This is a genomic window from Pullulanibacillus sp. KACC 23026 (assembly GCF_029094525.1).
GTDB lineage: Bacteria > Bacillota > Bacilli > Bacillales > Sporolactobacillaceae > KACC-23026.
The window spans coordinates 3,761,664-3,776,316 of sequence record NZ_CP119107.1 but is presented as its reverse complement, the minus strand read 5'-3'; the positions used below and the strand labels follow the sequence as shown (position 1 = coordinate 3,776,316).

Annotated in this window: 13 protein-coding genes; 10 read left to right on the top strand and 3 right to left on the bottom strand. The window is 41.8% G+C overall.

Annotated elements, in window-relative coordinates; genetic code table 11:
• Window positions 1-445 precede the first annotated feature (445 nt).
• The 4 genes from PU629_RS17440 to PU629_RS17425 all read left to right on the top strand — a co-directional run bounded on the left by PU629_RS17440 (window position 446) and on the right by PU629_RS17425 (window position 5,275).
• On the top strand, window positions 446-1,411 hold the full coding sequence (locus PU629_RS17440) for an AAA family ATPase (protein ID WP_275281309.1): 966 nt from the start codon (window positions 446-448) through the stop codon (window positions 1,409-1,411).
• Between the two features lie 5 nt (window positions 1,412-1,416).
• Window positions 1,417-2,565: a DUF58 domain-containing protein gene (locus PU629_RS17435; RefSeq protein WP_275281308.1), complete on the top strand. Its 1,149-nt coding sequence runs from the start codon at window positions 1,417-1,419 to the stop codon at window positions 2,563-2,565.
• Entirely contained in the window at window positions 2,552-3,892 is a 1,341-nt protein-coding gene (locus tag PU629_RS17430) for a DUF4129 domain-containing protein (protein WP_275281307.1), read from the top strand. The genes PU629_RS17435 and PU629_RS17430 overlap by 14 nt, the downstream gene beginning before the upstream one ends.
• 99 nt (window positions 3,893-3,991) lie before the next feature.
• A complete protein-coding gene (locus PU629_RS17425; protein WP_275281306.1) occupies window positions 3,992-5,275 on the top strand; it encodes a glycoside hydrolase family 27 protein in 1,284 nt (427 codons plus the stop codon).
• A gap of 186 nt (window positions 5,276-5,461) precedes the next feature.
• Here the strand turns inward: PU629_RS17425 and PU629_RS17420 are convergent, their stop codons facing one another.
• Window positions 5,462-6,394 carry an ArsR/SmtB family transcription factor gene (locus PU629_RS17420; RefSeq protein ID WP_275281305.1) on the bottom strand — a complete coding sequence of 311 codons (933 nt, stop codon included), beginning with the start codon at window positions 6,392-6,394 and terminating at the stop codon, window positions 5,462-5,464.
• Window positions 6,395-6,641: 247 nt separating this feature from the next.
• Here PU629_RS17420 and PU629_RS17415 point away from each other — a divergent pair, with 247 nt between their 5' ends.
• The 4 genes from PU629_RS17415 (at window position 6,642) to PU629_RS17400 (ending at window position 10,941) form a co-directional block, all read left to right on the top strand.
• The gene (locus PU629_RS17415; RefSeq protein ID WP_275281304.1) at window positions 6,642-8,090 is read left to right on the top strand and encodes an alpha-N-arabinofuranosidase; all 1,449 of its coding nucleotides are present in this window, start codon (window positions 6,642-6,644) and stop codon (window positions 8,088-8,090) included.
• A gap of 12 nt (window positions 8,091-8,102) precedes the next feature.
• Window positions 8,103-8,345: a DUF6171 family protein gene (locus tag PU629_RS17410; protein WP_275281303.1), complete on the top strand. Its 243-nt coding sequence runs from the start codon at window positions 8,103-8,105 to the stop codon at window positions 8,343-8,345.
• Window positions 8,346-8,351: 6 nt separating this feature from the next.
• Window positions 8,352-10,289 (top strand): glycoside hydrolase family 127 protein, encoded by a 1,938-nt coding sequence (locus PU629_RS17405; protein WP_275281302.1) that lies wholly within the window; start codon window positions 8,352-8,354, stop codon window positions 10,287-10,289.
• Between the two features lie 253 nt (window positions 10,290-10,542).
• A complete protein-coding gene (locus PU629_RS17400; RefSeq protein ID WP_275281301.1) occupies window positions 10,543-10,941 on the top strand; it encodes a hypothetical protein in 399 nt (132 codons plus the stop codon).
• A 117-nt stretch (window positions 10,942-11,058) separates the two neighbouring features.
• On the opposite strand, the gene PU629_RS17395 is transcribed toward PU629_RS17400, so the two are convergent.
• A complete protein-coding gene (locus PU629_RS17395; protein ID WP_275281300.1) occupies window positions 11,059-11,862 on the bottom strand; it encodes a sulfite exporter TauE/SafE family protein in 804 nt (267 codons plus the stop codon).
• Between the two features lie 186 nt (window positions 11,863-12,048).
• On the opposite strand from PU629_RS17395, the gene PU629_RS17390 reads away from it, so the two are divergent.
• Entirely contained in the window at window positions 12,049-12,960 is a 912-nt protein-coding gene (locus tag PU629_RS17390) for a LysR substrate-binding domain-containing protein (RefSeq protein WP_343076293.1), read from the top strand.
• 74 nt (window positions 12,961-13,034) lie between these two features.
• On the opposite strand, the gene PU629_RS17385 is transcribed toward PU629_RS17390, so the two are convergent.
• Window positions 13,035-13,472, bottom strand: coding sequence for an Rrf2 family transcriptional regulator (locus PU629_RS17385; protein WP_275281299.1), 438 nt, complete (start codon window positions 13,470-13,472; stop codon window positions 13,035-13,037).
• Between the two features lie 290 nt (window positions 13,473-13,762).
• Here PU629_RS17385 and PU629_RS17380 point away from each other — a divergent pair, with 290 nt between their 5' ends.
• Window positions 13,763-14,626 carry an SDR family oxidoreductase gene (locus PU629_RS17380; protein WP_275281298.1) on the top strand — a complete coding sequence of 288 codons (864 nt, stop codon included), beginning with the start codon at window positions 13,763-13,765 and terminating at the stop codon, window positions 14,624-14,626.
• Window positions 14,627-14,653 lie beyond the last annotated feature (27 nt).

The window sequence follows — 14,653 nt, the reverse complement described above, 5'->3', positions numbered from 1 at the left end:
CTAATTTTAGTAGATTATTTTTTTGATCATTTAGGATCAAGAGTATGAGAGTTTAGTTTGCTTTCTACCTAATCTATTATAACGGAAATCTTGGCGAATTTTAGATTAAAAAGGTAAATTTGGTAAAAAAATTTGTAGATTCCTGCCCATCTCGTTCATGGTACCTATTCCATCTGTAATAGATACCAATATTGGGTAAAACGAAGACTATTTTCAATTAGATGTGGCGAGTGTAAACGGTAAATAATGAAGGTCCCTCTAAATCTGCTTATCAAGCAAAAAGAAAGAATTTGAGATTGATAATACAAATATTCAAATTAGTGTATAATTTATTTAAATGTGTGGGTTTTGCGAGGTCTGAATGGGCATGTTAAATGCAATTAAAAGTAAGCGCTTTAAAAGGTGGCGCACTAAAAAATTAATGTCTGAAAAGAGGTTCGAGGGAATGGAGCTGCATTTTATTAGAGAATTAGCCCAAAAGATAAAGGGAAATGTTGAAAAAGTGGTTATCGGAAAAGAGGAGCAACTAGACCTACTTCTTGTGGCGCTTATTAGTTCAGGTCATGTTTTATTAGAGGATGTTCCCGGAACAGGGAAGACACTCCTTGCCAAATCTCTTGCTAAGTCATTAGATTGTACGTTTAAAAGAATTCAATTTACACCGGATCTGCTTCCGTCAGATGTGACAGGTATTCATTTCTATAATCAAAAGGAAGGAGAGTTTGAATGCCGTCTAGGGCCGATTTTTGCAAATATCGTCTTAGCGGATGAGATTAACAGAGCGACGCCGCGAACTCAATCTAGTTTATTAGAAGTGATGGAGGAAAGACAGGCAACTATTGATGGGGAGACTTATCCTTTGGAACGTCCTTTCATGGTGCTCGCTACGCAGAATCCTGTTGAAAGTCAAGGAACTTTTCCGCTTCCTGAAGCCCAATTAGATCGTTTTCTAATAAAGGTGAATTTGGGATACCCCACAAAGGAAGAAGGTATTGATATTTTAAGGCGGTTCAAAGAAAACGATCCTTTGGAAGACTTGCAGCCTGTTGCAAGTCAAGAAGACATCAGAAGAGCAGGGCAGTTTTATTCCCAAGTCTATATGAGTGACGAAATTCTTCATTACATTATGGCTATTGTTGAGAAGACAAGAGAGCGGTCAGATATCGAACTTGGGATTAGTCCACGCGGCAGTCAAGCTTTGCTGAAGGCCGTCCAGGTATACGCGATATTGAAAGGAAGAGACTTTGTTAGTCCAGATGACGTCAAGGCATTGGTGAAACCTGTTTTTGGTCATCGCCTGCTGTTGAGCTCTCTTATTCCCGTAAAAAAGGATCAAATTCATGCCATTTTGGATGCCGTATTGGATGAGGTTATGGTGCCTTCAGAAGACGATTTTGTGAAAGGGCTTTAATTAAGATGAATATCGCCTGGTTTATATTTATTGCCTTTCTCTTTTTGATGGCACAGAGCTATCTATTTAGAAAATGGGGGCTTACTCGACTCACCTATTCCCGTACTTTTAGTAAAGAAAGTGTCTTTGCAGGTGAGGAGTTTGAGATGCTCGATGAAATTTCAAATAGAAAAGGCTTACCGATTCCTTGGTTAAGACTTGAATCACGGATTGATCCCGGTCTGCAGTTCATAAGGAGGCAGGATTCAATAAAGGATGAAGCGAGTGAAGGCTATCATAAAACCTTATTTAGCTTATTTCCTTATCAAAAGGTAACTCGAAGACATCGCATAAAGGGCTTGAAAAGAGGGGTTTATCATCTTGAAAACGTCTCAATTACACTGGGGGATCTAATTGGATTAGCGAATGCTCATGAAAGCTTTCATTCGGAAGCCATGGTGCTCATTTATCCCAAATTAGTTCCGATCGATCAATTGCCATTACCTGCCCATAGCTTGCTCGGTGAGATCACTGTAAAAAGATGGTTGATGGAAGATCCATTCATTCGGGCGGGAGTAAGAGATTATGTCAATGGGGATCCTTTGCGATCATTAAATTGGAAAGCAACCGCTCGAACCGGGCGTTTACAAGTCAGCAAAAATGATTATACCGCAGATTTTCATTTAATGATCTATTTGAATTTGGATGAAACGGACGATTTATGGATGCCGATCTTGAATAAACCTTTGGCTGAACTAAAAATCTCCTATGCGGCTACGCTCGCGACTTATTTAATAACGAAAGGAATCAGCACTGGATTTGGTGCTAATTCTGACTTTGTTCCACCTTTTGGAAGTGCTCCTGCACAGGGGAGGGCGTCTGTAAGAATTGAACCCAATCATCGACAACAGCAGCTCACCCGTCTATACGATGCGATGGCAAAATTAAGCTTGGATCGGAGTATGAGCTTTCCGCAATTTTTAAATGAAGATATCGGTTCACGTACCAATACGGATATTCTAATCATCACTTCGCACGTATCGGAGGCCTGGGAGGAAAGGATCCGTTCCATAAAAAATCAGGGGAATGAAGTTCATCTTCTGATGATTTCTGACTCTCTTAATAAGGGTCAGGAAGACAAGAAAGAAGGTGAAATAAAACTTGGAATCAACTAAGCTTTCTCACCTATTTGGAAAATGGCTGGATGGACTTGTCGAATACTTGTTAGTGTTTCCGATCCTGCTTTTTATAGGGGTTCGATTCGTCACCTCACCTTTATTAGTAATGGTGAGTCTCCCTTGTGTGTTTGTAATGGGGACGCTTTTGGGCTTTTGGGCACCTAACAAGAAGCGGTTTGTCTATATGGGTTCTTCGCTCCTTATTAGTGCGGTCCTCGCTTTTTTTAGCTCACCTCATCTTTTGCACCAATGCATTCTCCTTCTCTTAAACTTTATTTGCTTTTATAGAGGCCTTTATTATGGAAACTTGAAGGAGGGGAATGGACCTTCAAGATGGGCCTATTGGTTAATTGGATTTCCCATTTACTTTTTTGCCTATTTTTTCTTTAAATACATGCCGTCCCTTCACTCTTACCTTGGTGTGATGACAACGGCGGGTGTTCTCATGGTCATGGCTACCCTGCTTGCAGGAAATCGAGAACTTTTAACCACTTCTAGTCTCGACAAGCAAGCGAGACCGGTCGTGCCGAGGGCGATTACAAGTAAAAATGTGATCTTAATTATCATTACCCTAGTAGTGATCGGCATTTTAGCGGCTTTTCAGACTGTCAAACAAGCGGTTCTTTATGTCATTTCGGGCCTGATTCGGGGATTATTTTGGGTGATGTCTCTTTTTGGTTCAAAAGAAACGGGACAGGAGCCCGCGAAGAGCAGCCAAACCTCCTTATTCTTACAGCCCGGACATCCTTCAAAGCTTGCCCTTCTAATAGATAAGCTTGTCCATATTTGTTTTTATATTGGACTGATCCTCGTTGCGTTATGGCTGATCTATTATTTGAGCAAAAATCTTGGGAAATGGATCAAATCGGGATCTAGATGGCTGATGAAGCAATTAAATGCTTTGTTTCATTTACAGTCACTAAGGAAGACAGAGGAGATCGAGTATTATGATGAGAAAGAAAGTCTCTTTAGTTTTAAGGGGTGGCGGGAATCGAAGAAAGGTCAAGCAAGGCAAGCATTGCGTCATCTTTTAAGACGGGAGACAAAATGGGAAGACCTAGAGAACGATGAAAAGATTCGTCATACTTATCGTCAGGTTGTTCTTCATCATATAAGGACGGGATTATCTTTTAAGCCTTCACAAACGCCAGCCGAAACCATTCAAAAAGTAAGTCAAGTGAGTCCTCTCTCTGAGAAGGAATTGAAGACATTGTCAGAGACCTACAATAAAGTGAGGTATGGCAACAGCCAGCCAGGAGAAGATGAGCTCATGACGGCTTCAAAACTATTGACCAATATGAATAGAACGAGAACGGGTAAATAGAATGATTGTCAACGATTCCGATTCGCTGTTGTCTCTATCATTTTGGAATGGCTTAGCACAGAAACACTATAAAAATGGGAAGAAAAGGTGAGGAATAGGATGAATCATCATCAATTTGCCAATCGTCCACCAATGGGATGGAATAGTTGGGATTGTTATGGTGCCAGTGTTCGCGAAGAAGAAGTAAGGGGTAATGCGGACTATATGGCACAGCATTTAAAGGAATTTGGCTGGGAGTATGTGGTGGTTGATATTCAATGGTATGAACCAGGGGCGCATTCATCTATCTATCGGCCTTTTGTACCACTCGAAATGGACGAATACTCCCGTTTGATTCCAGCCGAAAGTCGTTTCCCTTCAGCCAAGAATGGTGATGGGTTTAAGCGGTTAGCTGATTATATTCATGGGCTGGGCTTAAAGTTTGGCATTCATATTATGCGCGGGATCCCGCGACAGGCGGTTCATGCAAACACATCAATCAAAGGAACTGATAAGAGGGCCAGAGACATTGCTCATACGAATTCCATCTGTCCATGGAATACGGATATGTATGGGGTGGATGCTTCGAAAGAGGGGGCACAAGCTTATTATAATTCTATCTTTGATTTATATGCTGAATGGGAAGTTGATTTTGTAAAGGTAGATGATAGTGCCGCTTCACGCTTATATGATATTCATGTTGATGAAATAAAGTTGATTCGACAGGCTATTGATCAATGCGGACGCCCAATGGTATTAAGCTTATCACCAGGTCCTGCTCCATTAGAATATGGGAGTCTTTTAGTTGAGAATGCCAATATGTGGCGAATGACAGATGACCTTTGGGATCATTGGCCAGAAATAGTCAAAATGTTTGATCGCTGTGAAAAGTGGGCGGAGCTCGTAGGACCCGGGCATTGGCCAGATTGTGATATGCTTCCACTCGGTCATATAGGTATACGTTCGGTAGACGGAGGCGGTGGAGATCGTTGGACAAGACTTACCTCCGATGAGCAATTAACCATGATGTCACTGTGGTGTATGTTTCGCTCTCCCTTAATGTTTGGGGGCGAGTTGCGGGATAATGATGAATGGACACTTTCATTATTAACCAATCAAGAAGTTTTAGAATTACATAGAAACAGTTATGACAATCGATTGGTCACAAAAGAAGGCTCTACCATTATTTGGGCAGCCAAGGGTGTTCAGGAACCGATAACTTATCTTGCTCTATTTAATACAGGAGAAGAATCGGCCACCATTTCTGTTCCTCTAGAAAAAATAGGCGTTCAGGCATACAGTCACTGTCTAAACCTATGGACAGGAGAGCTTCTAGAGACAAACCCAAAAGAGATTGGTGGTGAAGTTCCCAGACATGGTGTGTTATTGGTAAAGTTATTTTAAATTTTTCATTTTTCAAAGATGGGGTTTCTGTAACAATAGCAGGAAACAGTCTAGCGGAAAGAGCACGCGAACTTGCCGCATGCTCTTTTGGTCATTGACTATTTAATGCGAAAACTTATGCTCAGTTCTTATTGGATGTTCCATCGTCATTTTTAAAGACCTGCAATGGATGTTTTGTCTCAGGCACTATGCCTTTTGAAACTGAGAACTCGAATAATAAAGTCTGAATACGAGATCCTCATTATAGTTCCCAAAACCTTGCCCATACAGAGTCAGGCCACCGGGATGGTTGGCATCCTCAGGAACGGATAACCGGAAAGTTAAGTATTTTTGCCGCAGGTCCAGTTGGTTGATCGTGATGGTTGACAGTTTCTCACCGTCTATAAAAGTTCCTTTATCGTCAATGCGAATAATTTTTCGCAAGCCATGTTGATTAATATCTCTTGGCCACCAGCGAGGTGTATAAATGCCGCGACTTTCCCCAAAATCACCCGGACTTGTCCAGGTGCCAATAAAGAGGCTATTCATGTAAAAAGAAATGTCAGAGGGCCAATCTTCATTAATTGAAGGAGCTTCGGATGCGATCTCCATCGTGATTTCCAGTGTCTTCGGCCGGTCGCTTGCCAATAAATAATTCGGGACTTTGTATTCCAGAAACCCAGTGCCTAACCAGACGATTCCGGCATTCATCCGGGCAGGGTCCAGAAAATAGCGAGGATCGTCCAGATGTCCGATAATTTTCTCTGTTGTCGCGAGTCCGCAAGTCGGACGAACTAGAAAATCGGTGTAATGGCCAACTGGGACTCTCATTTCATAAAAAGGATCGTTGTTTGTATCGTGTAACACGGGCAGATCAATTGTAATTCTATTGAGAGCTAGTGTGCTGATTTTGGTTGTCGTTTTCCCCACTCGTTTTAATTCGGTGGTAATAATGCCCGCATCACTTAACTTGTTGACATGCATCGTCACGATCGCTTTACTCAAGCTGAGTTGTTCAGCTAGTTCGGTATTGTTCATGGCTTTCTCTGATAAAAGTCGGATGATCTTCAGACGGACAGGGCTCGCGAGCGCTTCATAAATCGAGACATAGTCATCACTTGCCGTAAGATTCAGTTCCATTTTGGAATGGCTCCTCTTTTCTAGTTTATAAATATATTAAATCAATGAGATCATATTGACAATAAATCGTTAATATTATTAAATGGAATTGAAGTTACATAAACGCGTTAACACTTATATTAACCAGAAGGAAGGGCAGACCATTTTTGATCCTTAAACGGGATTAGGTTTGACGTTAAATGAAAGCGCATTCTGTGAATCTATGACTCTACTAATTTTTTTCATAGTTAATTAAGGAGGATGACCCATGGTTTTAACACTCACGACTGATAAAAAGGGATCCAAAATAAGCAAGTACATTTATGGCCAATTTGCCGAACATTTAGGGCGATGCATTTATGATGGGGTTTACGTCGGTGAAAACTCAGATATTCCGAATGTGAATGGGATGCGCACGGATGTCATTGAAGCCTTAAAAGCTGTTCAAGTCCCGCTCGTTCGCTGGCCAGGAGGCTGTTTTGCGGATGAATACCATTGGAAAGATGGGGTTGGACCGAAAGAAGCGCGCAAAAAGATGATCAACACCCACTGGGGCGGTGTGACGGAGGATAACTCATTTGGAACGCATGAATTTTTTGAAATGCTAAGGCAAATAGGGGCTGATGCCTACGTGAACGGAAATGTGGGCAGCGGAACGGTTGAAGAAATGCAGGAATGGGTCGACTATATGACGATGCCTGGTGAGTCTCCGATGGCTAATTTCAGGCGTGAAAATGGCCATGATGAGCCTTTTAAAGTGGCGTTTTTCGGTGTCGGTAATGAGAACTGGGGCTGCGGTGGAAATATGCGCCCAGAATATTATGCCGACCTTTATAGAAGATATCAAACCTATGTCCGTCAATACGGTGAGGAGAAGATTTACAAAATTGCCTGCGGACCAAGCGTAGATGATTACAACTGGATGGAAGTTCTTATGGCCAATGCTGCACGGTATATGGATGGCATTAGTCTGCATCATTACACCATTCCAACCGGAAATTGGCAGGATAAAGGAAATGCAACGGGATTTCCTGAGAGTGAATGGGTCAGTACGATGGAGCGAGCTCAGTACATGGATGAATTGATTACCAAACATAGCCATATTATGGATAAATATGATCCAGAGAAACGAGTTGGCTTAATTGTTGATGAGTGGGGAATTTGGGTCAATGTTGAACCGGGTACGAACCCTGGGTTTCTCTTCCAGCAAAATACAATTCGTGATGCCATGGTGGCCGCCATTACCTTTAACATTTTCCATAAGCATGCGGACCGCGTCTACATGGCTAACATTGCCCAAATGATTAATGTGTTACAGGCGATGATCTTGACAGAAGGCGACAAAATGGTAGTAACACCCACGTATCATGTCTTTGATTTGTATAAAAATCATCAAGATGCAGAGTCGATTGAGATATATGGGGAGCACTCAGATTCTATCACTTGTACCGCCTCTAAGAAAGCAGGTTTAACAACACTCTCCATTTGCAATTTTAGCACTGATCAGAAAGAGGAGCTTGAATTCAAATTGACAGAGGGACAATTTTCAAGTTTAGAAGGTCAATATATTGCTGGAGAAAAGATGGACTCGCATAACTCCTTTGATGAACCGGATGTCATTAAAATAAAAGAATTTACAAGTTACAAAGAAGTGGATGGGAAGTTAGTGGTTTCCGTTCCCGCAATGAGCGTTGTGACGATGACTTTCAAGAATTAGGTATGTGAGTTTATGAGTACACGATGTAAGGCTTGCCGAACAGTTGAAGACATTTTGAAGTTGGACGTTGAGCAGCTTGTTGCCGAACAGTTAGCGCTCGAAACGGACCTTGCGAGTGATGACCTTCGTACAAACCGTCTTTCCATATGTGCGGAGTGCTCGAAGCGCTCCAACCATACTTGTACTCTATGCGGCTGTTTTATCCAATTTCGAACGAGTTTAGCTTATAAAAGTTGTCCAATCAAAAAATGGTGAGTAAGGATGGGTGAATCGTCAGTGGAAAAGCTTATACCAAAAGTCAGCCTCACAGATACTTTCTGGAGCCAGTACCAAGATATCGTTAAGAAAAATATGATCCCTTATCAGTGGCAGGCATTAAATGATCAGTTGCCAGATGCAGAACCAAGTCATGCCATAGAAAATTTTCGGATTGCAGCTGGAGAATCAGATGGTGAGTTTTATGGAATGATTTTTCAAGACAGTGATGTTGCCAAATGGCTTGAGGCGGTTGCTTTTAGCTTAGAAACGGAAGCAAATCCTGAACTTGAGCGCCTGGCTGATGAGGTGATTGATCTTATAGGAAGAGCTCAAAGGTCAGATGGTTATTTAAACACTTACTATACGGTTAAAGAGCCGGAAAAACGTTGGACGAATTTGAAAGATAATCATGAATTATATTGTGCCGGCCATTTAATTGAAGCGGCAGTAGCTTATTATAAAGCCACTGGTAAAGAAACATTTCTCCATATCATGAGCAAATATGCGGATTATATTGATACTGTATTTGGTGAAGAAGAAGGGAAACTTAGCGGCTATCCGGGCCATCAAGAGATTGAACTAGCCCTTGTTAAGTTATACGATGTGACAGGAAATGAAAACTACTTGAAGTTAAGTAAGTATTTTATCGATGAGCGAGGAAAACAGCCGCATTACTTTGATATTGAAAAAAATAAGCGGCAGAATACTGAAAGTTGGAACGAGGATACATATGCTTACCATCAGGCTCATCAGCCGGTTCGTGAACAATCAGAGGCCGTGGGGCATGCTGTCCGCGCTGTCTATATGTACACAGCGATGGCGGACCTTGCAGCGAAAACCAATGATGAGTCTCTAAAAGCAGCCTGTAAGCGGCTGTGGGAGAACGTGACGCGAAAGCAAATGTATGTGACCGGCGGAATGGGCTCGATGGTGGCTGGGGAAGCCTTTTCATTTAATTACGACTTGCCAAACGATCTTTCTTATACGGAAACATGTGCCTCCATCGGTCTTGTGTTTTGGGCGAATCGTATGCTGAATCTTGAAGCAAACAGTGACTATGCAGATATTATGGAATTGGCGCTTTATAATGGCACGATCAGCGGGATGGATTTGGACGGGAAGAAATTTTTCTATGTGAACCCTTTAGAGGTTCTGCCTGAGGCCAGTGAAAAACGTCCTGACAAAAGACATGTGAAGCCTGTCCGCCAATCTTGGTTTGGCTGCGCTTGCTGTCCGCCAAATCTGGCTCGACTAATTGCTTCAATTGGCCATTATATTTATTCACAGAAGGATAACGACTTGTTTGTTCATCTGTACATGGGGAATGAAACAGCTTTTGATATTGAAGATGTCCATGTTGCTGTTAAGCAAAAGACGGATTACCCCTGGGACGGAAAGGTTGTCATAAATATAGACCCAGATCGCGAGCATCTATTTTCTATGGCCTTTAGAATTCCTGGCTGGGCTAAAGGAACTCAGATTAAAATAAATGGGGAGCGTCTCGATCAGCAAGCGTTAACGAAAGACGGCTATGTGTATATTAAAAGGCAATGGAAGAAAAATGACCAAGTTGAACTGAATTTTCCAATGGTGGCTGAAAGAATTTACTCAAACCCGCAAGTTCGCCATAATGTTGGAAAAGTGGCCATTAAGCGCGGACCTGTTGTCTACTGTCTCGAACAGGCGGATAACGGAGAGAATTTACATGCCATCAAGCTTCCGCGTTCAGCAGAACTGACGGCTCAATTTGAGGGTTCCCTGCTAAATGGGGTAGTGGTGATAACAGCAGATGCTGTGAGGATAGATGAGAATCAGTGGGACCAGGCACTTTATCAAGCAACATCAGTACAAACGGTCCCCAACCCAATTAAGGCCATTCCCTATTATGCTTGGTGCAACAGAGAGCAGGGGGAGATGCTCGTCTGGATCAATGAAGCATGATTCACTTTTTTTAAATGATTCTTTTAAGGGTAAGAAGAGGAAGAGCAAAAATCTAAAGGCTGCTGGTTTACCGCAAAATAAGAAAAAACGAGAATGGCTCGCGGTTTTTTAGAAGTCAAACCAAGAGAAATCATGTAAATAAACCTGTATTCATGCAAAATTAATGTTTGAGGGCTATAATAAAGGTCAATCTTTTGGACAATAAGTCGTTTGATTGGTTTAAACTAACGACGGGTTAAAGGATGACCGAAGAATGACTGAAGCAAGGCATAGAAAGAAAGCTGAAAAACAGTTCTACCAATTAATAGCGGATAAGTTAAAGGCGAAAGTCCAGCAATGGCTGAACGAGCTCAAGTTTGCGACCAAACAAGCTAAGCATAGAAAAAAAATCGACAAAGAAAAAGTGGAGTCGATTACTGAGAAAGTGATCATTAAAACGGCGATTCTATTCGCCAAAATTTTTATACCACTCGGCCTCCTACTGTTTTGTGTATTCGAATTTGGCGGTTATGTTAAGGATGCGATTGTGTTTATTTGGGGTATCTTTCACAGTATCCTGAACGTATTCCGCTTTATTGGTACCGTCATTGAGTTGATTATTAAAGCTATTAACCAAGTGATTCTCTTAATCAATCAGCTTTTAAATTCATAAACTCTTTTCCCAAAACGAGGCCGCTTCCAAAGCATTCAATCAAGAAAACCGCCTATTTTGATGTAAATTAAACTCACTCAAAGGTTAGAGTGAGTTTTTGTTTTTTAATGATATCAATTAACTGAAGTACATCTTGAAGCCGATGGCAAGCAACAGCAGGGATAACAATTGAACGATTAGTTTTCCTGGGATTTTCTGTGACACTAGGACACCCAGCTGTGAGCCGATGATGACACCAACGCCTCCCCATATTACAGTCATCCAATCAATGCTGCTATAAAAGACCTGAGAAAGGACGCCAACTGACGTATAAAGACAAAGAGAAAAAATAGAGGTGGCGGTCGCAATGTGGGGCGGAACTCTAAAAGCATAGATTAAAATAGGAACAAGCAGCCAGCCGCCGCCAATGCCTAGGTAGCTAGAAAGAATCCCCATTAAAAAACCAAGTGGAAGCAACCATTTTAGGTGAATCTTAGGTAAGATTGAGTCTCGAGTGACGGCTGATGTCTTCTCAGCCTCTGTTTCTAGTGTTTTATTTCTTTTATTAAAAAGACGCGAATTCCGAATGAATAAAAAGAGTCCTAAGCCAACGAGCAAGGTCGCAAAGAAAATGTAGAAATAGTTGGAGGAATAGACTTGTAAGAGCCAAACGCCAAGCAGAGAACCAGGGAGAGCGCCGAAACCTAGGGCAATTCCTGTCCGGTAATCAATTCTCTTTTGCCTGGCATAGCCAAACACGCCTGACAGGGAATTGATCAGCACAATCACTAATCCGCAACCTGCAGCAACAGATGGCTGCATATGGAAGATAAGAAGTAATGCGGGTACATAGATAAAACCGCCGCCAGCCCCTACAATTGTCCCATAACCGCCTGCAAAAATACCAATAAGCAAGAGGATCAAGCTTGTTGTCATTGTCATTTTCTTCACCCCTATGTAACCTGCCTGTAATAAGCTTAACAAGAAGAAACTCAGGTTGTATATTCACTTCCAGTTATAGGATATAACGAATCGGAATGAAGAATGAAGAATGAAGAATGAAGCATACGGCAGAAGAACCTATTGAACTTTTCTATATTTTGAGTAAAAGTTAAAGTGGAGGTGAACATGACCGTGAATCTATCCAGTCTTAAGATGTTTTGTGATGTAGTTGAAGAGGGGAGTTTCACACAAGCTGCGCAAAAAGGATTCGTCACACAACCGGCCGTGACGAAACAAATTCATCAGCTTGAAGATCTGTACGGGGCGGAATTGTTCGACCGCACGGATAAACGATTAATTCTCACTGAAGCAGGAAAAGCTCTCTATCCATATGCCAAGGAAATCGTGGCGAACTTTCAAGGCTCAATAGAGACGGTTAAGGCGATAACGGGGAATGCTGAAAAGAAACTTCATGTTGGAGCCAGTTTAACAATAGGGGATTACATCTTGCCTGACTTGCTTGAGCGTTTTATGAATAAAAAAGAGTCAATAAAGTTTCAGCTCTCACTGAGCAATACACCTGATATATTAGCCAAGCTTCAGAGCTATGAGATCGATATTGCATTAGTAGAAGGGATCCTTGAGAGGGATAAAAAAGCTCGAGACATTATCGTTGAGAAATTTGCAGAGGATGAATTAATACTCGTCACTCCGAACAATGACCGCTGGGAAGGGATTACTGAGATTGGGATTCGCGAGATGATCCAAGAGAAAATGATTTGGCGTGAGCCATCATCCGGAACAAGAGCTTTAGTTGAGGAAGCCTTGAAAGACAAAGGTGTTCTCGAGGAAATCCGTGGATCAATGGAAATTGGCAGCCTTCAAGCCATTAAAAGCGCCGTAAGAGCAGGGCTTGGGATGAGCATTGTCCCCAAACTGACGGCTGTTACTGAGTTGAAATTTGGCCTTCTAAAAGAGGTGAAGGTGAAAGACCTTCGCATCACTAGAAGCTTGTACATAGTGAAGAAAAAGACGCGTTTTCGAAAACCATTAATTGACGAGTTTTCTCATTTTATCAAGCATGAGGACATCCTCTAGAAACGACTGCTGTTTTCTAAGATGATGTCCTTTTGTTTGTTAGTTAAAGAGCTTCAAGAACGCTCTAGTCCTCATTATTGACTGTTATTCTCTTTCTCTTTGATTCCCTCCACAATATCCTCGATGGTCACATTTCCAAGCACTTTCTCTAAGGCAAGTTGGGCATGAGTAAGCACAGGCAGAATGGTTTCTTGTATATTTCGGCCGACAGGACAATTAGGGTTAGGGTGTTCATGAATGCTGAAAAGTTCTTGATCTTGAACCACATCTACTGCTTTATAGACGTCTAGAAGGGTTATATCAGACAAGTTTTTAGCAAGCTTTGCCCCCGCAATGCCAGGCTGGACGTTGACTAATTCCGCTTTTTTTAACATACCCGTAATTTTTCTTATCAACGCTGGGTTTGTATTGACGCTTTCTGCCAAATATTCGGAGGAACTGATGCCTTCTTTATTAAACTCAATAAGAGTGAGTATATGGACTCCGACAGCAAACCGGCTGCTGATGGACATAATTAATCGCTCCCTTGCAGACTATCACTTTGATAACTGTAATTATAATGATTACAAGTATTATACCCTAAATCCTGGGGCAGTGATATGAATAAGAGGTTTATTATAACGAAGGTTTTTCCGTATTAATAGTTGTCATTGGGGTGTGATAAGGATAAATAAATTGACTTCTCTTTTAAATGTAATTAAAATGGTTACAAGTAATAAGAGTGATTACATTCAGAGTTGGAAAAATTTTAATCATTTGTCGTTCAAGCAAGTTAACAGGCAATAGGAATGGAGGAAAAAGGATGAAGCTGTTAGTTACGGGAGCAACAGGAAGATTGGGTTCCAAGGTGGTTGAGACACTATTAAAGAAAGTCCCTTCAGAGGATTTGGTGGTCAGTGTTCGAAATCCAGAAAAAGCTGAAGGATTAAAAGTGCACGGTGTAGAGGTGCGCCAAGGTAATTTTGATGATCCAGAATCGATGACTAAGGCATTTACGGGTATTGATCGCCTGCTCATGATTTCGGCAGATGGCGATAATGACACACGGATACGTCAGCATACCGATACGGTAAAAGCTGCAGAAAACGCTGGTGTAAAATTTATAGCCTATACGAGCATCGTGAACGCACAGGAAACGACCAATTTTCTGGCTCCCACTCATAAAGCAACAGAAGCGGCAATCTTAAAAACAGGTATACCTTATTCATTTTTACGGAATAATTGGTACTTGGAAAATGAACTTTCCAGCATTCAAGCGGTCTCACAAGGTGCTCCTTGGGTGACGTCAGCAGGAAATGGCAAAGTGGGTTGGGCGCTTCAACAGGATTATGCAGAAGCGGCGGCTGCTGTATTGGCAGGTGATGGACATGAAAATACCATCTATGAATTATCTGGTCCATTGATGACAATGGAGGCGCTGGCCCAAACTGTTGGTACCGTTCTCGGCAAAGAGGTCACAGTTCTGCAGGTGGATGATGCAGCCTATGCGGAGGCGATGAAACAAGCAGGTGTTCCAGAATTTATTATACCAATGCTTGTTGACATTCAAAAAGACATACGTGAAGGAACATTAGAAGTGGAAAGCCAAGGGTTTGAACAATTGCTTGGTCGTCCTGTGACACCTATTAAAGAAGCGGTAAGCCAATTGATTAAACAAAATTCTTAAGCCTATTGGAGATAAAAGAAAAGGCTC